This window comes from Microbulbifer weihaiensis (genome assembly GCF_048323715.1).
In the GTDB taxonomy this organism is placed as follows: Bacteria; Pseudomonadota; Gammaproteobacteria; order Pseudomonadales; family Cellvibrionaceae; genus Microbulbifer.
The window spans coordinates 262,414-282,627 of sequence record NZ_JBLWFL010000006.1 but is presented as its reverse complement, the minus strand read 5'-3'; the positions used below and the strand labels follow the sequence as shown (position 1 = coordinate 282,627).

At 59.6% G+C, this 20,214-nt stretch carries 17 protein-coding genes; 9 read left to right on the top strand and 8 right to left on the bottom strand.

Going from position 1 to position 20,214, the window contains the following annotated elements; translation table 11 throughout:
- Positions 1-18: 18 nt before the first annotated feature.
- From ACNKU7_RS09385 to ACNKU7_RS09370, 4 genes are all read right to left on the bottom strand, one after another.
- On the bottom strand, positions 19-648 hold the full coding sequence (locus tag ACNKU7_RS09385) for an NAD(P)H-binding protein (RefSeq protein ID WP_418296711.1): 630 nt from the start codon (positions 646-648) through the stop codon (positions 19-21).
- A gap of 24 nt (positions 649-672) precedes the next feature.
- The gene (locus ACNKU7_RS09380; RefSeq protein ID WP_418296710.1) at positions 673-1,017 is read right to left on the bottom strand and encodes an AzlD domain-containing protein; all 345 of its coding nucleotides are present in this window, start codon (positions 1,015-1,017) and stop codon (positions 673-675) included.
- A 14-nt stretch (positions 1,018-1,031) separates the two neighbouring features.
- A complete protein-coding gene (locus tag ACNKU7_RS09375; protein ID WP_418296876.1) occupies positions 1,032-1,733 on the bottom strand; it encodes an AzlC family ABC transporter permease in 702 nt (233 codons plus the stop codon).
- Positions 1,734-1,908: 175 nt separating this feature from the next.
- Positions 1,909-2,040 (bottom strand): hypothetical protein, encoded by a 132-nt coding sequence (locus tag ACNKU7_RS09370; RefSeq protein WP_418296709.1) that lies wholly within the window; start codon positions 2,038-2,040, stop codon positions 1,909-1,911.
- 146 nt (positions 2,041-2,186) lie between these two features.
- Here ACNKU7_RS09370 and ACNKU7_RS09365 point away from each other — a divergent pair, with 146 nt between their 5' ends.
- From ACNKU7_RS09365 to ACNKU7_RS09350, 4 genes are all read left to right on the top strand, one after another.
- Positions 2,187-3,851 carry a VRR-NUC domain-containing protein gene (locus ACNKU7_RS09365; RefSeq protein WP_418296708.1) on the top strand — a complete coding sequence of 555 codons (1,665 nt, stop codon included), beginning with the start codon at positions 2,187-2,189 and terminating at the stop codon, positions 3,849-3,851.
- Positions 3,848-6,361, top strand: a complete 2,514-nt coding sequence (locus ACNKU7_RS09360) for an ATP-dependent DNA helicase (RefSeq protein WP_418296707.1) — start codon at positions 3,848-3,850, stop codon at positions 6,359-6,361. Before ACNKU7_RS09365 ends, ACNKU7_RS09360 begins: the two co-directional genes overlap by 4 nt.
- Before the next feature lie 128 nt (positions 6,362-6,489).
- Complete coding sequence (locus tag ACNKU7_RS09355) at positions 6,490-7,305, top strand: CLCA_X family protein (protein WP_418296706.1); 816 nt, start codon at positions 6,490-6,492, stop codon at positions 7,303-7,305.
- 135 nt (positions 7,306-7,440) lie between these two features.
- A complete protein-coding gene (locus ACNKU7_RS09350; RefSeq protein ID WP_418296705.1) occupies positions 7,441-8,289 on the top strand; it encodes a mechanosensitive ion channel family protein in 849 nt (282 codons plus the stop codon).
- A gap of 19 nt (positions 8,290-8,308) precedes the next feature.
- Here the strand turns inward: ACNKU7_RS09350 and ACNKU7_RS09345 are convergent, their stop codons facing one another.
- Positions 8,309-8,521 carry an anti-sigma factor family protein gene (locus ACNKU7_RS09345; RefSeq protein ID WP_418296704.1) on the bottom strand — a complete coding sequence of 71 codons (213 nt, stop codon included), beginning with the start codon at positions 8,519-8,521 and terminating at the stop codon, positions 8,309-8,311.
- Positions 8,518-9,162: a sigma-70 family RNA polymerase sigma factor gene (locus tag ACNKU7_RS09340; protein ID WP_418296703.1), complete on the bottom strand. Its 645-nt coding sequence runs from the start codon at positions 9,160-9,162 to the stop codon at positions 8,518-8,520. The genes ACNKU7_RS09345 and ACNKU7_RS09340 overlap by 4 nt, the downstream gene beginning before the upstream one ends.
- Positions 9,163-9,443: 281 nt before the next feature.
- On the opposite strand from ACNKU7_RS09340, the gene modA reads away from it, so the two are divergent.
- From modA to modC, 3 genes are read left to right on the top strand one after another with little or no spacing between them, the layout of a single operon-like run.
- Positions 9,444-10,220 carry a molybdate ABC transporter substrate-binding protein gene (modA, locus tag ACNKU7_RS09335; RefSeq protein WP_418296702.1) on the top strand — a complete coding sequence of 259 codons (777 nt, stop codon included), beginning with the start codon at positions 9,444-9,446 and terminating at the stop codon, positions 10,218-10,220.
- Between the two features lie 12 nt (positions 10,221-10,232).
- The gene (gene modB, locus ACNKU7_RS09330; RefSeq protein ID WP_418296701.1) at positions 10,233-10,943 is read left to right on the top strand and encodes a molybdate ABC transporter permease subunit; all 711 of its coding nucleotides are present in this window, start codon (positions 10,233-10,235) and stop codon (positions 10,941-10,943) included.
- Positions 10,933-12,105 (top strand): molybdenum ABC transporter ATP-binding protein, encoded by a 1,173-nt coding sequence (modC, locus tag ACNKU7_RS09325; protein WP_418296700.1) that lies wholly within the window; start codon positions 10,933-10,935, stop codon positions 12,103-12,105. The genes modB and modC overlap by 11 nt, the downstream gene beginning before the upstream one ends.
- A gap of 86 nt (positions 12,106-12,191) precedes the next feature.
- Here modC and ACNKU7_RS09320 read toward each other — a convergent pair whose 3' ends face one another.
- Positions 12,192-15,374 (bottom strand): efflux RND transporter permease subunit, encoded by a 3,183-nt coding sequence (locus tag ACNKU7_RS09320; RefSeq protein WP_418296699.1) that lies wholly within the window; start codon positions 15,372-15,374, stop codon positions 12,192-12,194.
- Between the two features lie 5 nt (positions 15,375-15,379).
- On the bottom strand, positions 15,380-16,594 hold the full coding sequence (locus tag ACNKU7_RS09315) for an efflux RND transporter periplasmic adaptor subunit (RefSeq protein WP_418296698.1): 1,215 nt from the start codon (positions 16,592-16,594) through the stop codon (positions 15,380-15,382).
- Between the two features lie 427 nt (positions 16,595-17,021).
- On the opposite strand from ACNKU7_RS09315, the gene ACNKU7_RS09310 reads away from it, so the two are divergent.
- Positions 17,022-17,675, top strand: a complete 654-nt coding sequence (locus ACNKU7_RS09310; RefSeq protein WP_418296697.1) for a TetR family transcriptional regulator — start codon at positions 17,022-17,024, stop codon at positions 17,673-17,675.
- 409 nt (positions 17,676-18,084) lie between these two features.
- On the top strand, positions 18,085-20,187 hold the full coding sequence (locus ACNKU7_RS09305) for a carboxy terminal-processing peptidase (RefSeq protein WP_418296696.1): 2,103 nt from the start codon (positions 18,085-18,087) through the stop codon (positions 20,185-20,187).
- Positions 20,188-20,214: the final 27 nt, after the last annotated feature.

The window sequence follows — 20,214 nt, the reverse complement described above, 5'->3', positions numbered from 1 at the left end:
ACCAAGGTGGATTCGGGCTCAGGCCAGGTCAGCGGAACCTATCGAACTGACGCCGGATCTGGGATCTATCGCCGCATCGAGTAAAGCCTGTGCAATATTCGTGGCGGGATTGATTCGCCATTGCCGCGGCAATAGCGGCCCGGCGATATTGAGAAGGACGGTCGCCAGGCGTTCGCCGAGGCGAATCTCATCGCGCTGCCCGCCAATCAGCCCCGGGCGCACAAACGTCAGCGATTCAAACGCAATACCCTGCAGATCCCGTTCCAGCGCGCCCTTGGTGCGGTTGTAGAAAAAGCGGGAATCGGGATCGGCACCCAGGGCCGAATTCAGCACATAGGTTCGGGCGCCGTGCGCGTGGGCCAATCGCGCGACCGCCAGCGGGTAATCGTGATCCACCCGGGCAAAGGCCTCCCGCGAGCCCGCGATGCGCATGGTGGTACCCAGGGCACAGACCACTGCATCCACCTGCCACCACCCGGCATCCGCCGGCAACTCTTCAAAGTCCACGTGTGGCGCAACAAGTTTCGGATGCGCGGCAAGTGGCCGCCGCACGGGCGCGATCACCTGGTCCACTGCATCGTGCGCCAGTGCAAGATCCATTACATGTCGACCCACCAGACCAGTCGCACCCACAATCATCAGTTTCATATTTCTACATCAGCCATTAAGTCATCACGCGGAATTCGCAAGGAATATCACACCCCCAAAGACCGCGACACCGGCAAAAATGGGCCAGCCGAGGGAGCCTGTGCGCCGGCCCACAAGCAGGGTTACCAGTACCCCAAGCGCAGTGGCTGCCCATGAGGCAACGCCGGCTTTGGCAGGCACCAGCGATACCCCGAGCATCGCTGCAATCATAAGCGGCCCAAGTACACCCAGCCAGATGGGCATGGCGTCCATGGTATTTTTCGCTTTGCGCCTTACCAGGTGGCGCTGCATCCACACCATTGGCAGTGAGCGCATCAGGAAAGTCCCGGTGGCGGTCACGATCAAGGCTGCCCAGATTCCGCTGTCCATTACTTGTTGCCCCGCTACCTCAGTGCATTCATACCGAAAAAAACAATTGCCCCTGCAATTGCCGCCACCGGAATCGCCGCGTTGCTCATGCCATTCAGGGTAAACAGCAGCGCAACAACCACCGTACTGCCCAGCGCTACTGACCACACCCAGGACGTAAACCGCGGAGCCAATAGCACAAGGAAGAGCGCCGGCAATGCAAACGGCATCACTTCGCCGAGCAATGGCCACTGTTGCGTCAGTTCCTTACCGGCCACGGCGCTAATGGCTGTCCCGCCTATCCAGCTGAACCAGGCCAGCAGGCTGCCACCAAAAAACCAGCCCAGGCGTTGCTCTTCGGGCAATTGTGGAAGGCGGGTATGTGCGAGGGCGAAGATCTGGTCGGTGAGCCCGTGCATCAGCCAGGGCCACCAACGGCTGGTGGTGAGCCAGGGAACCAGGTTGGGGCCGTAGACCACATGGCGCGCGTTGATCAGTAGCGTCATCAACACCACAAACCACAGGGGTGCTCCCGCCGCGACCATGGCCACAAACAGAAACTGGGATGCGCCGGCGTAGATGAGTACGGAGATAGCCACCGCCTCCCAGCTGCTGAAGCCGGACTGAACGGCGATCAACCCGAACGAAATGGCAACGGGAATATAACCCCCGAGCAAAGGGATGGACTCGCGCATCCCCAGTAGCCACGCGCGATTTTCCCGTGCACTGGCCTGCATGCTCACGAGGGATCTCCTTTTGGGGCATAAACGATCATGACCAGCAACGTGGCCCAGGTGTCGCCGGAGCGATACCTGGGGGGGAGCTCGGCCGGGAATGTATAGGGCGAGGATCCGGGTATCGCCCCAGGCGATTGTCGCAGCCGCGGCCACTCAGCCGCAACTGTACCCGTCATCACATCGTGCAGGGCGAAGGCACATCGCGGCCCAGGCGTCCGATCGCTACACCAAAGCTGACCGACTCAGGCGAGACATTGGGCTCGTTGGCGGCGCGCTCCTGGATATTGCGAATCGTGTAACGCGCCATCCCGGATTGACCTGCTCCGATACCGAAGCCCAGTCACGGCATGAACAGTCTGGATGGATGGTCGCACAAGCGTTTGTCCAACCCCCGCAACTGCTGTATAACCATACAGTCAAATATGCACCATCCCCACACGATTCAGTACCGCTATGCCCTCGCCCACCCCCGTCGAACTGGCCCCCGACTATTACCTGAGCAATTTCCGCGCACTGCTGGATTTTGTGATATCCCGTTACGACGCGTTGCTGTCGGCAGAAGAGCGGGCATTTTTTGCGGATTTTCAGGCATTGGCGACCGACAGCCAGCGGCTGTACGTAAGACTGCTGTCGCGCAAAGGGGTGCCGTCGTCGGCGGGCGCCCTGTTCCGGCAAACCAAACTCGCTTACTCAGAAATTGACGACCTGCCCCGGGCCGTGGAACAGCTGGTGACAAGCGGGCTGTTGCTGCGCAATCCCGCACTCCCGCTGGCGGAAATCCTGCCGCTGTTCACCAAAGCGGAACTGCTGCCGCGAAGCCTGTCACCCTTGCCGAATGCCATCAAGCGCCCGGAATTGGAACAGGCCCTGCTGGAGCAGCCGCTGGATCCCGCCAACGTCAGTGCAGGCGAACCAATTCTGGCGGTACAGGCCGCGGAGCATTTTGAAACCTTCAAGTTGTGTTTCTTTGGCAACCTCAATCAGGATCTCACCGATTGGGTGCTGCGGGACCTCGGTCTGTACCAGTACGAACGCTACCCCCTCGACCGCCACAACCTGCCATTCCAGAGTCGCGCGCAGATCGAACAGCACCTGCAGTATTACGACTGCCTGATGCTGGCAGACGAGGCCCTCGCAAACGGCAGTGAAGCCATCCTCGCACTGGCCGCACAACTACCGGCAGCCCATGGCGAAGACGCTACCCTGCACAGGCGCGTTGATCGCCTGCGCCTGACACTGGCGCGACAACTGGAACGGTGCGACGCGCTGGATGCCGCAGATCAACTCTACCAGGCGTGCACGCGACCACCGGCGCGAGAGCGCCGCGCACGCATTGCCGTCAAGCGCGGCGATATCGATGGCGGGCTTTCACTGTGCCGCGAGATTCTCGCCGCACCACTGAATGAGGCTGAGACTGTGTTTGCGGAAAGCTTCGGCCACCGCACCGCCAAGCGCGCAAAGCACGCAAAAGACTGGGCCGCACCGGACCGCTACCAGCCTCCCACAGAGACCGTCGCCCTACCCCCTGCGGATGGGCGCGTGGAATTGATCGCCGCGGCCTGGCTGGAGAGCGAACACGACAGCGAATGCTTCTACGTGGAAAACACCCTGTTCAATGGCGTGCTGGGGCTGTACATATGGGATCTGCTGTTTGCCCCCGTACCCGGAGCCTTCTTCAATCCATTTCAGGTCGCGCCCAGTGATTTCCGTACGCCCGACTTTTACCCATCGCGCCGCGAGGCATTGGATCAGCGCCTGGCAGAGCTCACCGGGCAAACGCTGGCGGCGCGGGTCTGGCAACACTTCGACTCGAAACAGGGCATCGCCAACCCACTGGTGGCTTGGGAGGCCCTGTCGGCCGCCCTGCTGACCCGAGCACTGGAACACATTCCCGCGCACCACTGGCGTGAACTGTTCCGGCGCCTGCTGGCGGATATCAGTCACCACCGCAATGGCCTGCCGGACCTGATTCACTTTCCGGCTGACGGCGGCTACGAACTGGTTGAAGTCAAAGGCCCCGGCGACCGACTGCAGCAGAACCAGCAGCGCTGGCTCGGTTTTTTCGCCCGCCACGGGATACCGCATCGGGTATTGCACGTCGAATGGCGACAGGGATGACTGAGACTGAGATGGCCACTGCTGAAACTTTGCGCCTGTCTGTGGGTGAACTGGTGGCGTTCGCCTGTCGCACGGGGGATCTGCTTGCGGACGCCCCGGCGGGGCCAACCGCCCAGGAAGGTATTCGCGCGCACCAGAAACTGCAAAAGCGCCGCCCGCCCGGGAGTGAAGCGGAATACCGTCTGCAAGTTGAATTCCTGTTTGCGGGGCAGCCGGTTCAGCTGTGCGGCCGCGTGGATATCCTGCACCAGCCGGCGATGCTCGAGGAAATCAAGACCACCTATTGCCCACCGCAGAAATTGCCCGAAGCCGTGCGCAAGCTGCACTGGGCACAGCTGAAAATCTACGGTTTTTGCTATCTCCTCGAGCAGCAGGCCCACGGCGATACCGGGGACACAGGCCCACTGACACTGCAGATGCTGTGGTACAACCTGAAAGACAAAAAGTCCTACCCGGAACAACAGAATTTCCAGCGCGCGGAACTGGAGGCGTTCGCCCACGCAGCGCTGCATACCTATCTGCAGTGGCACCAGGCCTGGCAGCAACACCGCACACGCATGCATACCACCGCGCAGGCGCTCACTTTTCCCTTCCCTGACTATCGCCCGGGCCAGCGGCAACTCGCGGTTGCCGCCTACCGCAGCCTGCGCGATGGCAACGAGCTGCTGGCAGAAGCGCCCACCGGTATCGGTAAAACCATCAGCACGCTGTTTCCCGCGATCAAGGCCATGGGTGAACAGCACGTCGACCAGCTGGTATACCTCACCGCGAAAAACTCCGGGCGGCAGATGGTGCGGGATACCGCCACCCGCCTGCATCATCGCGGGTTGACCCTGTCACTTCTGGAGATCCAGGCGCGGGACAAAACCTGCGCCTGCCGCACCGGGCGCTGCAGCCTTGATGCCGACGGGATATGCCCGCGCACCCAGGGTTTTTTCGATCGCCTGCCGGAAGCGCGGCACAAGCTGCTTGGCGAACCGCTACTGACACCGGACGTTGTCGCCGGCGTGGCCGACGCGCTGCAGCTGTGCCCTTTTGAACTGTCACTGCAGATGCTGCCCTGGGCGGATCTGGTGGTGTGCGACTTCAATTACGTATTCGATCCACTGGTGCGCATGCAGAGCCTCTGTGATGACAGCCGCCGACGGGCACTGCTGGTGGACGAGGCCCACAACCTGGCGGATCGCGCGCGGGATATGCACAGCGCAGTGTTAACCCGCAGCGAGAGCCGCCGCGCCGCTGCGGCCTGCAAGGGCTATCCGTCGCTGAAACGCAGTATCCAGTCACTGGTGCGGGCACTGGATCGCTGGGTCAGCGAGCGGCCAGACCGGGAGCGCTTTGCCGTATCTTTTGCCGGCCAGAATGGCGACGTCTGGGTAACCCCAATCACCCGCCATGGCGCCCCAGCGATCCACGGGGAAGACTCGGCGAAGGATTCGGTCGAATTCGAGCAATACGCGGAATATCGCCCGGATGCGATCACCCAGGCGGCGCACAAAGTGATGGCGGTGGTCAGCCAATTGTCGGAGCAGTCCCTATCTCCACCAGAGGAAATTCGCGAGTGGCTGAATGGGCTCTACCGCTACCTCACCATCGAGTCGCTGCTGGGTGATCAGCACCGCTGCCTGACCCGCAGGGCGCACCCGGATACCCCCTGGCAGGAGCAGCAGCTGAAACTGCTGTGTCTCAGCGCCGCCGATTACCTGCAGGCCTGCTATCGCCAGTTCCACGGCGTGATCCTGTTTTCAGCCACCCTGCGACCACCGGGCTACCTCTATCAGCAACTTGGCCTGCAGCCGCTTACGCCCTACCTGTCACTGCCATCGCCATTTGATCCTGCGCAGATGGGCGTTTACCTGTGCCCCTATGTGGATACGCGGTATCGCGCGCGCGAACGCGCAACCGCTGCACTGGTCGATATGATCGCCCGCGTCTACCACAGCCGTCCCGGCAATTACCTGGTGTTCTTTCCCTCCTACAGGTTCTTGCAACAGGTGCTCGATCACTTTGCCCGCGAGTTCCCCGAAATCCCTGTGCTCCAGCAAACCGCCGGTGCCAGTGACGGGGAACGTGCAGCATTCCTGGAAGCCTTCAGCGAAAATCGCCAGACCCTTGGGTTTGCCATCATGGGCGGTGTATTCGGGGAAGGTATCGATTACGTGGGCGAGCAGCTGATCGGCACCATTGTGGTGGGCGTCGGTTTACCGCAGGTCAACGAAGAACAGGAACTGCTGCGGCTTGCCGGCGACGTCGCCTGTGCCACAGGGGGTGGCGGCAATGGCTTCGATATCGCCTACCGCTACCCGGGGCTTACCCGCGTGCTGCAAACCGCCGGGCGGGTGATCCGAAGCGAATCCGACCGCGGCGTTGTGGTGCTGGCGGATGCGCGCTTCGCTGACCCGTTTTACCGCCCGCTCTATCCGGCCCACTGGTCATTGCAGACCTGCACCAGCGGCACCGCGCTGTCACAGGCCCTCAATCAGTTCTGGCGTGACGTTCAGCCGGGTTAACGCGCCCCACCGCGGCAGCCCCACCATCATTGCCGCCCCTTTTTGCTGCACCCTTGTTGGCGCCGGATGTGCTGTATTAACATCCAGCTTCGCTTTCGTCGTCCCCGCTTGATACGCCCACGTGATTTATGGCCTCACCCAGACAGTTTTACCGCCGCGGCCCCGTGCAGCGAGACCGGAACCCGGTCACCTTTGTTGATGTGCGCAGAAAGTTCGGGTTCCGCTCCATCAGTGTTGGCCGCTGGGTAACCCAGGCCGAGCGGGATCGAGCCGCCGGACTGTTTTACGACGCGCTGGCGGATCTGATGACGATTCTGCGCGGCCCGGAAATCCTGATCTCGCTGCGGGAGACCCTGTCATTTCAATATGGGATTGGCGGGCGCCCGGGCACGATGGCATTTTACGAACCGGCCTCGCGCACCTTCTCCCTGGCAAAGAATGCCGGTCCCGGCTCCATCGCCCATGAGTGGTTTCACGCGCTGGATCACTACCTTGCAGACAAGGTATTCAGTGACGTAAGCGGGCGGACATACGCCTCCGAAGCCTGGCTGCGCGACGCAACCCCGATACCGCACCCGCTCAATGATCGCCTGTTCGCCTGTTTCAGGGCCATCATGCTGGATGAAACCGGGGAAAATCCCAGCGAGTTATTCCGGGTTTCCTGCGCCGCGGACAAGGCCAATGGCAATGTGTACTTCAGTGACCCGGCAGAAATCAGCGCACGGGCGTTCGAGGCTTTTGTGCAGGACGCGACTATCAGCAACAATTTCCTGGTGTCGGGCACCAAGGCGACGGAAGAAGCGCGCATGGGGCTTTACCCGACCGGCGCTCACCGGCAACGTATTAACGCCGCATTCAGTGACTACTTTTCCATGCTCGGAAGCGCACTGCATGCACAAAATGCGCGCACGGCAGACACTGCGCCAAATTCCGCCGACCACTAGCGAGCCTCGCCGGCTTTTCGTAAATGTGAAATCCGCCAATGATTTATCGCATGCGGGTTCATTTAGCACTCCAATCCGACTATGCTTGCGTCGCCCGGAAATGCCGCACCGCCGGTCTTCAATGCTGGATAGTTCATGCCCACCGATTTACTGACCAAACTCATTCAAAACAAATTTGTCATCAGCCTGCTGGCGGTCGCCGCGATTTTGATCGTGCGTTTTATCCTGACCGCGCTGTTCAGGAAATCCAGCTGGTCGCGGCAGGACATTCGTCGCCGCATACACACCGTTCACAATGTCGGCAATCTCTCCGTCGTCCTTGCGCTGTTTGCCATCTGGATGCCGGAACTGCGAAACTTTGCGCTGTCCATTGCCGCATTTTCCGTCGCGATTGTGGTCGCACTGCGCGACGCAGTGCAATGCCTTGTGGGCGGCATCTACCAGGCCAGCATGCGCTCGTTCACTATCGGGGATTGGGTGAAAATCGGCGACCAGTTTGGCGAGGTTATCGACAACAACTGGCTCAGTACCACCTTGCTGGAAATTGACCCCCACGGGCTCGGCAACGGCTATACCGGAACCACCCTGTACGTGCCAAACAGCGTGTTCTTTTCCCAGCCGGTAAAGAACCTCAATTTCATGCGCCGCTATATCGAGCACACGTTTTCGATTGTGCGGGAAAGCAAGGGCGCAAACCCGTTCAAGGCCAAGGCTTACATCACTGAGCGGGTTCTTGAGTACTGTGATTCATTCAAGGAAGTTGCCGAGCGTTACTGCAAGCTGATCGAGCACCGGATGGGTGTGGAGCTCGCGGGTACGGAGCCGAAAATCAGTATTACCACCAGTGATATCGGCCACGATGTATTGACAGTTACCCTCTTCTGCCCACGGGAAGAGGCTACCTACATCGAACAGCGGGTTACCGAAGACTATTACAACTTCTGGTACGGCAAGCCCGAACAACGCACCAGCGGAGAAGCCTGATCCCCAGACCGTCGGCGATTCAGGTTTCCGGGGCATCCTCGATGCCCCCCTCTGCCCCGGGCTTTTTCGCGTAGTCCCGGGCCAGAGAGCGCAGTGTGTGCATCTGCCGGCTGAAGTTGCGGCACCCGGAGCAGATGGCGAGATGGAGTTTCAGCTCAATCGTTTCCGCGGCTCTCAGCGGGCGCTCCAGGGATTCAGAACAGGCGCGTGTCGCCTGCTTGCAAGTCATCATATTCCTATCTCCCCTGCAATTTGTTCTGCGCTTTCTGACGCAAACCAGCTGCTCTCCAGGCATTGACGCAATCGCAAGCGCGCACGGTAAAGAGTGACATGCAGATTGCTGGTGGAGAGGTTCAGGCGACTACAGATTTCCTCCGATTCCAGCTCGATGAATTCCCGCAGCATGAACACCCTGGCCTGCTGCTCCGGGAGGCCGTTCAGGCAGGCGTCGAACACTCGCCAGAAATCCGCGCTCAGGGCGCCGCCCTGCGGCCCGTCCCAGGCCGTTGGGCGCTGGGGCTTATGCCAGTGGCCATTTTCCCTGAACAGCAGCGCGGAAAAAACCTCCTCATCCGCGTCGCCATCGGCCAGCTCGCTACTGGCAATAATTTTGCGTTGCTCGCGGAAGATATCGGCAATCTTGAACTTCAGGATCGAGAACACCCAGGTCTTGAGCGCGGATCGCCGGGCGAAGGATCCCGCGTTTTTGAGTGCGCCGATCAACGCCTCCTGCACAGCGTCCTCCGCCCGATAGGGATCCCCCAACTGAATTTGGGCAAATTTGAGCATCTGCGCACGTAGCTCGCCCAGGTAAACCGGGTCGATCAACTGTTCTGTGGCTTCATTCGGTTCCACTACGGACAGCTCTGTCATAGTTCGCTTCTGGTCGCTGTTGCCAATCCGGGGGTTTGTCGGGCCTCGGCAGGATTTCTTACACTGGCGCCGAAAATGTCAGACCCTAACGGTTATTGCTGCGCTCGCCAACCGCTGGCGGCCCGACAGTGCCCCTGTGGAGTTGCAGTCAGCCGCCATATGCACAACTATATAGCGCTTGGTTACCGGTCTACTCATGTGCCATACGGCTGCTTTAGGAACCCACACCTGTGCTCAAAACCTGTCGGAAATGGTTGGCGCACTCATCCTGCCGCGCCAGGATGAATACGAGACTTTGCAATATCCTTGCCCTTTGCTGCGCCTTCGCCACAGCGGGCACTCGCGCTGAGGAAATAATCATTGCCGTAGCAGCGAATTTCGCAGCACCCATGGAGGCGATCAGCCAGCAATTTGAACGCCGTACAGGTCACAAGGTACGGCTCGCGATAGGGTCCTCGGGCAAGTTTTTTGCCCAGATCCATCACGGCGCTCCATTCCAGGCATTTTTCTCCGCAGACCAGGCGAAACCGGCACAATTGGAGCGCGACGGCCTGACGCTGCCCGGCAGCCGCATCACATACGCCCGCGGCAGGCTGGTACTCTGGTCAGCGGATCCCGGCGCGGTGGACGCATCCGGCAGCGCGCTCAAACAGGGCACCTACCACAAGCTTGCCATTGCCAACCCCAAGCTCGCCCCTTACGGCGCGGCAGCGCTGGAGGTACTGGAAGGCCTCGGGCTGGAATCCGCCTCACGCAGACATCGGGTGCAGGGTGAAAACATTGCGCAGACATTCCAGTTTGTCGCCTCCGGCAATGCCGACCTCGGCCTGGTCGCCCTCTCCCAGGTGACCCGCAATGGAAAGATAAGCCAGGGCTCCGCATGGCTGGTGCCCGAAGACTTGTACAGCCCAATACTGCAAGACGCCGTCATACTCGAAAGCGGCCGCAACAGCGCGGCTGTGAATGCGTTCTGGCAGTATGTACAGAGTGACGCGGCACGAAAGATTATGGAATCCTATGGTTATAGGCCTCCCGCTTCTGCCGCGACGATCCAGTGAGTGCACCGGGACATGTTCATTAGCGAATCCGACCTCTCGGCAATCTGGCTCACCCTGCGGCTCGCCACCACCGTCACCCTGCTGCTACTGCTGGTCGGCACCCCGCTGGCGCTTTGGCTTGCCAATACCCGCTCGCCACTCAAGGGCCCTCTGAGTGCGCTCATCACTTTGCCACTGGTGTTACCGCCGACAGTGCTGGGGTTTTACCTGCTGCTGTTTATGGGCCCGCACGGCCCACTGGGGCAACTCACAACCTCACTGGGCCTGGGCTCCCTGGCCTTTACCTTCTGGGGGCTCGTGATCGCGTCGCTGCTCTACTCCCTGCCGTTTGTGGTACAGCCAATCCAAAATGCATTTACCGCCCAGGGAACACACCCGGCTGAAGTGGCTGCAACGCTGCGGGCCAGCCCCTGGGACACCTTCTGGCATGTGCGTTTACCGCTGGCCAAACCGGGGATCATTACCGCTTCGGTGCTGGGCTTTGCCCACACGGTGGGCGAGTTTGGTGTGGTGCTGATGATCGGCGGCAATATTCCGGGAGAGACGCGCGTGGTATCAGTACAGATTTACGATCATGTGGAAGCGCTGGAATACGGGCAGGCCCACTGGCTGTCGGCGGCCATGGTGCTGTTTTCGTTTTCTGTCTTGCTGGTGCTTTATGTACTGCAAAACCGGCAGTCGGCCGGCACCCCGTTTGCCAATGGATTGCGTTATGGCCCGTAGCCCTGCTTCCACTGCACACAGCGGTATTTATGGCCGGTTTTATATTCCGTTGCCATCGGCGGCTTCCAGAAACGCTGAAGACCACTTTGTGCTGAACGCAGAATTTGACCTGCCCGGACGTGGCGTTACCGGAATATTCGGCCCATCCGGTTCCGGCAAAAGCACACTGCTGCGCGCGATCGCCGGGCTGCAGCCGGCTCCCGGTGCCGTACTGACGGTAAATGGCGAGACCTGGCAAAACGGTGACAAGAGCCTGCCCACCCACAAGCGGCCGATTGGCTTTGTATTCCAGCAACCCAGCCTGTTTCCGCACCTCTCGGTAAAAGGCAACCTCGATTTCGCCTGCCGCCGCGCGGATTCGCCACCGGCAAAGGCCGCCATTGACGACATTCTGGAACTGATGGGGATCGGCCACCTGCTGCGGCGAAGCCCCGCGCAATTGTCGGGCGGCGAACAGCAGCGTATTGCCATCGCGCGCGCACTGCTGATTCAACCGCGCCTGTTGCTGATGGATGAGCCCCTGTCCGCACTGGACAATATGCGCAAACGGGAAATCCTCCCCTATCTCGAGACGCTCCACCGCACCCTCGACATCCCGATTCTGTACGTCACCCACGCGGTCGATGAGCTGGCAAGGCTGGCGGATCACCTCGTGCTACTGGATAACGGGCAAGTATCCGCGAGCGGGCCGGCAATCGAACTGATTTCGCGATCCGATTTTCCTGTACCGGTGGGCGACGACATTGGCGTACTGCTGCAGGCTGCGGTTGACGAGATAGACCCGCAGTGGCAGCTGGCACGGGCAGTCTTTGATGGTGGCGAAATTTGGCTTAGGGATCACGGTGATCCTGTGGGCAGCCAGATCCGCCTGCGGGTGTTGGCCCGGGATGTGAGCCTGAGCCGCACTGCGGTGGAAGACACCAGTATTCTCAACCGGCTGCCGGTGCAGGTGCGCAAGATATCCGCTGATCGGGATTCCGCGATGGCGCTGATAGAACTCGCTGCTACCGCGCAGTGCCGCCCGCCGGATGCAGACACAGAGACCGCTGATCAACCGGCCTCGCTGCTCGCCCGAATTACACGACGTTCACTCGAACACTTGGCGCTAAAGCCTGGCGACCAAGTTTGGGCGCAAATCAAATCGGTGGCCATCGCGCGCTGATTTCACTGTGGCCATATTGCAGAATAAAAAAAGCCGGGCTGCTTTCGCGAGGCCCGGCCAAGGTTTACAAGCTCGTGTAAATTCAATCAAGCGGCATCGGTAGTGGTTTCCCGATGCTCAACGCTTTTCTTCTCTGCCACTTGCTGGCCAGCCAAGGGACTGCCGGATTCTGCAAGCTGGCGGCCGCCAAACATTTTCTGAACCACTACAAAGAACAGCGGAATAAAGAAAACGCCCAGGAATGTGCCCACAATCATGCCGCCCAGCACTCCGGTACCAATCGCCTGCTGTGCGCCGGATCCGGCACCGGCAGCAATTGCCAGCGGCAATACGCCGAGACCGAACGCCAGCGAGGTCATCAGGATCGGACGCAGGCGGTCGCGTACCGCAGCCATGGTCGCATCAATCAGGGACAGGCCGGCTTCCAGGTTCTGCTTGGCAAACTCGACAATAAGAATTGCGTTTTTGCTGGTCAGGCCCACCGTGGTCAGCATCGCCACCTGGAAATAGATGTCGCGCTCGAATCCGCGCAGGTTACTGGCGAGCACCGCACCCAGGATTCCCAGCGGAGCCACCAGCAGAACCGCCGTCGGTACAGTCCAGCTTTCATACAGCGCCGCCAGGCACAGGAATACGATCAGGATCGACAGGCCATACAGCAACGTAGTCTGGGAGCCCGCCTGCTGTTCCTGATAGGAAAGCGCGGTCCATTCAAGCCCGAAGCCCTCCGGCAGCTGGCTTACCAGGCGTTCCATTTCTGCCATGGCTTCACCGGAACTCACGCCGGGCTTGCCCTGCCCCTGGATCTGCACCGCCGGTACACCGTTGTAGCGCTCCAGACGGGGCGAGCCGTATTCCCACTCAAATGTGGCGAAAGAAGACACCGGAACCATCTCGCCACTGGCATTGCGCACGGACCAGAGACGGAAGTCTTCCGGATTCATGCGGTAAGGCGCATCGGCCTGCATGTATACCCGCTTGATGCGGCCACGATCGATAAAATCGTCGATGTACTGACCGCCCCAGGCGACGCCCAGGGTACTGTTGATATTGGCAATGGAAACCCCCAGCGCCGAAGCCTTGGCATTGTTCACCTTCAGGCGGAACTGCGGTGTATCTTCCTGGCCATTCGGGCGCACGCCGGTAAGCAGCGCGCTCTGGGCAGCCATACCCAGCAACTGGTTGCGCGCTGCGATCAGGGCAGTATGGCCCTGGTTGGCATTGTCTTTCAGATACATCGCAAAACCCGCGGAGGTACCAAGTTCGGGCAATGCCGGCGGTGCAAACGCATAGGCGATTGCGTCCTTGATCTGGCTCAGCGCGCCCATGCCCCGCATCGCCACAGATTGGGCCGACTCAGATTCTTCTTTACGCTCATCCCAGTCCTTCAGGTTGATGAAAGCCATGGCGTTGTTCTGGCCACTGCCGGCGAAGCTGAAGCCCTGTACCGAGAACACGGATTCGACCAGGTCGCTTTCGTTTTCCAGGAAGTGGTTTTCGAGCTTCTTCACCGATTCCATGGTGCGCTCCTGGGTAGCGCCCACCGGCGTCTGCACCAGAGAAAACAGCACACCCTGGTCCTCTTCCGGCAGGAAGGAACTCGGCGAACGCGCAAACAGGAATACCATGACCGCCGTCAGCGCGACAAAGATCGCCATAAAGCGGCCGCTGCGGGCGAGGATGCCGCGTACACCGCGCTGATAGGTTTTGGCCCCGCGATCAAAAGTGCGGTTGAACCAGCCAAAGAAGCCGGTTTTTGCACCGTGGTTGCCGGGTTTCAGCATCGTGGCGCAGAGCGCCGGTGTCAGGACAATGGCCACCAGTACAGAGAAAGTCATCGCTGCGACGATGGTCGCCGAGAACTGACGATAAATAACCCCGGTGGAACCCTCCATAAATGCCATCGGCACAAATACGGCTGACAGCACCACACCGATACCGACCAGCGCGCCGGTAATCTGTTTCATGGATTTTTTGGTGGCTTCCTTGGGCGACAGATGCTCTTCGTGCATCACCCGCTCAACGTTCTCCACCACCACGATGGCGTCGTCCACCAGCAGGCCGATGGCCAATACCATCGCAAACATGGTGAGCATGTTGACCGAGAAGCCCAGCAGCGAGAGCACACCAAAAGTACCGAGCAGCACCACGGGTACGGCAATGGTCGGAATAATGGTGGCGCGGATGTTCTGCAGGAACAGCAGCATCACCAGGAATACCAGGATCACCGCCTCTACCAGCGTCTGCAGAACGCCGTGAATGGATACCTTTACAAACGGCGTGGTATCAAACGGCACCACACTTTTCAGGCCAGCGGGAAAATACGGACTCATCTCCGCCAGCTTCGCCTTCACGGCGTCTGCGGTTTCCAGTGCATTGGCACCGGTGGCCAGGGAGATGGCCACACCGGTGGCCGGCAAGCGGTTATACCGGGTGATATTGCCGTAGTTTTCCGCACCCAGTTCAACGCGGGCAACGTCGCCGAGTTTCAGTACCGAACCGTCGGCATTCGCGCGCAGGATTACGTTGCGAAATTCTTCCGGTGTCTGCATACGGCTCTGCGCAGTAATACTTGCGGTGAGCTGCTGGCCCGCCACGGCGGGAGTACCACCCAGGCTGCCAACGGCCACCTGCTGATTTTCCGCACGTACCGCCGCAACGATGTCAGACGGCGTCAGCTTGTAGGCATCCAGCTTGTTGGGATCCAGCCAGATGCGCATGGCGTATTTCGAACCAAAGACCTGGATACTTCCCACGCCTGGAACCCGGCTCAGAGGATCGGCAATGTTCGACACCACGAAGTCGGCGATGTCTGCTTTCTCCATGCTGCCGTCGGACGAAACAAAGCCCAAAACCATCAGGAAGCCGCTGCGTCCCTTACCAACGGTAATTCCCTGGCGCTGCACTTCCTCTGGCAACAGCGGCATCGCCAGCTGCAGCTTGTTCTGTACCTGCACCTGGGCGATGTCCGGATCGGTGCCGTTGGCAAAGGTCAACGTAATACCCACGGTACCAATCGATTCGCTGGTGGCAGACATATAAATGAGGCCATCGAGGCCTTTCATGTTCTGCTCGATAACCTGGGTCACCGTGTCTTCGATGACTTTCGCGGAAGCCCCGGGATAGCTCGCATTAATGGAAACTACCGGCGGCGCAATATCCGGGTAGCGCTCGACAGGCAACTTGGTGATCGCCAGACCACCAAACAGCATGATGACGATTGCAATCACCCAGGCAAAAATTGGGCGATCAATGAAAAATCCTGCCATAGCGGTTACCCCTTGCTCGCGTCGCTTGCCTGGCCGTTATCCGGCTGCGCTTTGGCCGAATCGCTTGGTGCCGGCAGATCCACCGGCGCTGGTGCCGCCGCCTCGCCAGCGTTAACTACCGCACCGGGACGCACCTTTTGCAGCCCTTCAACGATGACGCGATCACCAACGTTCAAACCGCTTTCAACCAGCCAATAGCTGCCTACGGTCTGGCCAACCTTGACGTTGCGAACTTCAACCGTATTGCCCTCGGCCACGACCAGAGCGGTGGTGTTGCCCTTCGGGTCGCGCGCAATGCCTTGCTGCGGAACCAGAATGGCGTTGTCGCGCTGGCCACTGCCGACCTCCGCGCGCACGTACATACCGGGCAACAGCAGGTTATCGGGATTTGGCACGGTAACGCGCAGGCGCACGCTGCCGGTGGCCGGATCAACACTGACCTCAGAGAATTCGAGTTTGCCATCGTGGGGGTAGCGGCTGCCGTCTTCGAGCAGGATGCTCACCGGCAGATGGCTCGCACTTTCCATGGTGCCCGCTGCCAACGCCTGGCGCAGGCTCAACAGCTCGCTGACCGATTGGGTCAGGTCGACATAAATTGGATCCAGTTGCTGAACGGTCGCCAGTGGCGTCGCCTGGTTCGCAGTTACCAGCGCCCCCTGCGTCACAGATGAAATACCAATCCGACCCGCAATCGGTGCGCTGATGCGGGCGAAATCGAGCTGAACCCGGCTGCGCTGAAGCGCCGCTTTCGCTGCAGCTACGTCCGCCTTTGCCTGTTGCAGTGTCGCAATCGCGGTATCGTTGTCCTGCTTGCTCACCGCACCGCTCTTTACCAGCGCTTGGGTCCGCTCCGCCTGCAGTTTCGCAACATTGAACTGCGCCCTGGCGCGCTCGAGTGCCGCCTGCGCGCTTTCATAGTCTGCCTGATAACGGGCATCGTCCAGCTGATACAGAGGCTGGCCGGCTTCCACCAGGCCACCTTCCTTGAACAACTGGCCTTTCACAAGGCCATCCACCTGCGGGCGCACTTCCGCAACCTTGTAAGGCGTCGTGCGGCCGGGGAGCTGACGGGTCAGCGTTACCGGCTGGCTGTTGAGCGTCACCACGGTGACCTGGGGAGTGTGCCCCTGCATGGCTTGCTGCTTGTCACCGCAGGCCGATAACAGCGCAGCGGCCAGCAGCAGGCTGCCGGATATCAATGACTTTTTCTTGTGCAACATGACAACCTCTTGGAACGCTCATGAACGTGGCGCATCGACGATCAGGCGCCAGCCGGGAAATATGTATCTAGGGAAGGCGTAAACCAGCAAACGGTTAACAGAGCCTGTAAAAGCCCCGGCGACGAACCGAAGCCACTTCGCAACACCCAACGCGACGAAGTTTCAAACTACTGACCATTTATGTCATTCCGTGTGACAGATTGGTCATTTATGACTAGTTACGCTAAGGAGGGGGATTTAAATACATGCATGAATGAATATCAACTATTTATTCACGCGTGACGATGAATTACACTCTGCACGCGACAAACTGGTCTGGATCCCCCGGTTCAGTCGCGTCAAACCGGCACAGACAGGACGTTTCCCAGCCACAAAACTCGTGACATCGGTTGCCAACGAACCGGAAAGACAGCGTAGGAACACGTTCATGGCCAGAAGGCGTAAAGAAGAAGCACAGGAAACCCGCGAGCGCATCCTCGATGCGGCTATCAGCGTTTTTCACAAGCGCGGCGTATCCCGCCCTTCCCTTACTGAAGTGGCCGAACTGGCAGGCGTAACCCGCGGCGCCGTCTATGGACACTTTCAGAACAAGGCGGATCTTTTCAGCGCACTTGCCGATCGCGTAAAGCTGCCGGACGAATCCATCTGCCAGATGCCCCACGACGGCGGCTGCGACCCGCTCGGCCACCTGCGTGAGCGCTGGATATTCCTGTACAAGGAAGTCGCCACCAATAAAGAGTGGCAGCAGATTTTCGAAATCATCCTGATGCGCTGCGAGATGGTTGCCGAGCTCGGCGATATTCAACAGCGCTGCTCCGACGGCCATTGCGAAGGCGCCACCCGCCTGCGCAAGCTGCTGGAGGCCGCAATCGACAAGGGGCAGCTGCCTGCCAATCTGGATTTAGACTGCGCTGTCCCGATTATCCACGGCAGCCTCGTGGGCCTGCTTCAGGACTGGCTGATGAACCCCGCCGCCTATGACCTGGCCGAAGTCGGTGCCCGGCAGGCCGATGCCATGCTGGAGATGCTGCGCACATCACCATTCCTGATAAAAAAGCATCACCTGGCGGAGATGCCCTGATCAACAACCAGGAGCAGCGAATACAAGCCGTAACCATAAGCCCCATGCACGATCGGGCAGTGCATGATTTGCGCACTGCTTGTCGCAGCATACATTCCCTCCAGCGCACTGATGCAAGAATTAGAGCCCGCGCCCCCCTTCTAACACGGTTGCCGAATCGCGTGGGCGACCGTACTGTAGAAAATTCGTACAATTCATTCCCGCTGACAGGAAAAACCTCCTTCCAATTGGCGCATAACTGGCATCTTTCGCCTCGTTCAAGAAGCAATTCATGCCTTTCGGAGCTTTCAGCCTTTATACTTGTCCTAAGCTATAAGTCGCCACTGCCCGGTGAATGGCTGACAGCCCGTAATCGGCTCGACCAACGTCAGTGGGACGCCTTGAAGTAGGACGTATAAAGAGACTCCTTATGCTTAGCAATCGACTAGCCGCACTCGCAACCGGCCTTTCCTTCTCTCTCCTGATACTGGCATCTCCTGCCAGCCTGGCAGAAGTCAAAGAGCTTAAACCCCACGAAGACCAGGGGGGCACAGCGCGCGAAATCGTCAGCAAGCTTGAAATGCTGCACTACAACAAACTAAAGGTGGGCGACGAGATGTCCACCGGCTTGTGGGACGAATACATCGACAGTCTCGATCCCTCCAAAAGCTATTTCCTCGCGTCCGATATCAGCGAGTTCCGCCAGTGGCGGGACAAGCTGGACGATGACCTGAAAGCGGGCAACGTGGATCGCGGCTTCGAGATTTACAACCGCTACCGCCTGCGGGTCTCTGATCGGCTGGACAACATCCTGTCGCAGCTGGAAAACGGCCTGCCCAAGTTTGATTTCACCAAAGATGAATCGCTTGAGCTGGATCGGGAAAAGAGCGACTGGCCGCAAACCATCAGCGCCGCCGACGATCTCTGGCGCAAGCGCCTTAAGTCCAGCGTGCTCAACCTGCGCCTGACCGGCAAGAACGACGAGGAAATCGCCGATCTGTTGTTGCGCCGCTATAAAGGACAGCTGAAACGCCTCAGCCAGCAGAATTCAGACGACGTGTTCGAGCTCTACATGAACTCCCTCACCCGCCTGTACGACCCGCATAGCAACTATCTGTCTCCGCGCTCGCTGGAGAACTTCAACATGAGCATGTCACTGTCCCTCGAGGGCATTGGCGCGGTGTTGCAGGTAGAAGACGAATACACCAAGGTGGCCCGTCTCGTAGCCGGCGGCCCAGCGGATCGCACGGGCAAAATCAAGCCGAATGACAAGATTGTCGCGGTGGGCCAGGACGAAGAAGGCGAGATGGTCGACGTTGTTGGCTGGCGCCTTGACGACGTAGTGGATCTCATCCGCGGCTCCGCCGGCACCTTTGTACGGCTGGAGACCATTCCCACCGGCGGCGACGGCACCCACCGCACCATATTGATCAAGCGCAGCAAAGTGAAACTGGAAGACCAGGCCGCTAAAAAAGCTACGTTCGAATTCTCCGATGGCGAGAAGAATTACAAGATCGGTGTGATCAACCTGCCCACCTTCTATATTGATTTTGAAGCTTACCGCCGCCGCGACCCCAACTACAAAAGCACCACCCGCGACGTCGCACGCCTGCTGGACGAATTGCAGAAAGAAGGTGTGGACGGCGTGATCCTGGATCTGCGCAATAACGGCGGTGGCTCCCTGCAGGAAGCCACCATGCTCACGGATCTGTTTATTGATCAGGGCCCGGTAGTGCAGATTCGGCACGCCAATGAACAGATCTCCCGTCACAACCGCTCCCGCTCGCGCGCCATGTATCGCGGCCCGCTGATGGTCCTGATCAACCGCCTGTCCGCTTCCGCATCGGAAATTTTTGCCGGCGCAATTCAGGATTACAATCGCGGCCTGGTGGTCGGCAACCAGTCTTTCGGTAAAGGCACAGTGCAAACCATGGCCCCGCTGAAAGAAGGCCAGCTGAAAATTACCCAGTCCAAGTTCTACCGGGTTTCCGGCGATAGCACCCAGCATGCAGGCGTATCTCCGGATATCAGCATGCCGCAGTTGATCGACTCGGAAAGTGTGGGCGAAAGCGCCTATGACACCGCCCTGCCCTGGGACCGCATCCACGCGGTGCCGCACGCCAAGTATTTCAACCTGAAAGACCTGGTGCCCGACCTGGTACGCAAGCACGACAAGCGCACTTCCGTCGATCCGGACTTCGTTTTCCTGCGCGAGCAGTTCAAGTATCAGATCGAGCAGACCAACAAGAAATCCGTGTCGCTGAACGAGGAAACACGCAATATCGAGCGCGAAACCCTCAACAATGAGCTGCTGGCGATGGAAAACAAGCGCCGCGCGGCCAAAGGGCTGGAGCCGTACGAGAGCTTCGAGGCCATGGAGAAAAGTGAGTCCGAAGAAACGGCTCCGGTAGGCGGCCCGGTTGAGATCACCCTCGAGGATGACCCTGTCCTCAATGAAGCCGGGTACATCATGGCGGACTTTATTGGCCTGAAAGACCGGGTGACCCGCGCACCGCAGGTGGCCAATTTCTAAATAATCACGGCTGCCTGCGGGCAGCCG

Excerpts from the sequence above, each read along its gene's own strand:
- ACNKU7_RS09375 (WP_418296876.1), bottom strand. The coding sequence starts at position 1,733 with ATGCAGGCCAGTGCACGGGAAAATCGCGCGTGGCTACTGGGGATGCGC.
- ACNKU7_RS09340 (WP_418296703.1), bottom strand. The coding sequence starts at position 9,162 with ATGACAGAGCTGTCCGTAGTGGAACCGAATGAAGCCACAGAACAGTTG.
- modB (WP_418296701.1), top strand. The coding sequence starts at position 10,233 with ATGTTCATTAGCGAATCCGACCTCTCGGCAATCTGGCTCACCCTGCGG.
- modC (WP_418296700.1), top strand. The coding sequence starts at position 10,933 with ATGGCCCGTAGCCCTGCTTCCACTGCACACAGCGGTATTTATGGCCGG.
- ACNKU7_RS09380 (WP_418296710.1), bottom strand. The coding sequence starts at position 1,017 with ATGGACAGCGGAATCTGGGCAGCCTTGATCGTGACCGCCACCGGGACT.
- ACNKU7_RS09385 (WP_418296711.1), bottom strand. The coding sequence starts at position 648 with ATGAAACTGATGATTGTGGGTGCGACTGGTCTGGTGGGTCGACATGTA.
- ACNKU7_RS09305 (WP_418296696.1), top strand. The coding sequence starts at position 18,085 with ATGCTTAGCAATCGACTAGCCGCACTCGCAACCGGCCTTTCCTTCTCT.
- ACNKU7_RS09320 (WP_418296699.1), bottom strand. The coding sequence starts at position 15,374 with ATGGCAGGATTTTTCATTGATCGCCCAATTTTTGCCTGGGTGATTGCA.
- ACNKU7_RS09355 (WP_418296706.1), top strand. The coding sequence starts at position 6,490 with ATGGCCTCACCCAGACAGTTTTACCGCCGCGGCCCCGTGCAGCGAGAC.
- ACNKU7_RS09310 (WP_418296697.1), top strand. The coding sequence starts at position 17,022 with ATGGCCAGAAGGCGTAAAGAAGAAGCACAGGAAACCCGCGAGCGCATC.
- ACNKU7_RS09350 (WP_418296705.1), top strand. The coding sequence starts at position 7,441 with ATGCCCACCGATTTACTGACCAAACTCATTCAAAACAAATTTGTCATC.
- ACNKU7_RS09365 (WP_418296708.1), top strand. The coding sequence starts at position 2,187 with ATGCCCTCGCCCACCCCCGTCGAACTGGCCCCCGACTATTACCTGAGC.
- ACNKU7_RS09370 (WP_418296709.1), bottom strand. The coding sequence starts at position 2,040 with ATGGCGCGTTACACGATTCGCAATATCCAGGAGCGCGCCGCCAACGAG.
- modA (WP_418296702.1), top strand. The coding sequence starts at position 9,444 with ATGAATACGAGACTTTGCAATATCCTTGCCCTTTGCTGCGCCTTCGCC.
- ACNKU7_RS09315 (WP_418296698.1), bottom strand. The coding sequence starts at position 16,594 with ATGTTGCACAAGAAAAAGTCATTGATATCCGGCAGCCTGCTGCTGGCC.
- ACNKU7_RS09345 (WP_418296704.1), bottom strand. The coding sequence starts at position 8,521 with ATGATGACTTGCAAGCAGGCGACACGCGCCTGTTCTGAATCCCTGGAG.
- ACNKU7_RS09360 (WP_418296707.1), top strand. The coding sequence starts at position 3,848 with ATGACTGAGACTGAGATGGCCACTGCTGAAACTTTGCGCCTGTCTGTG.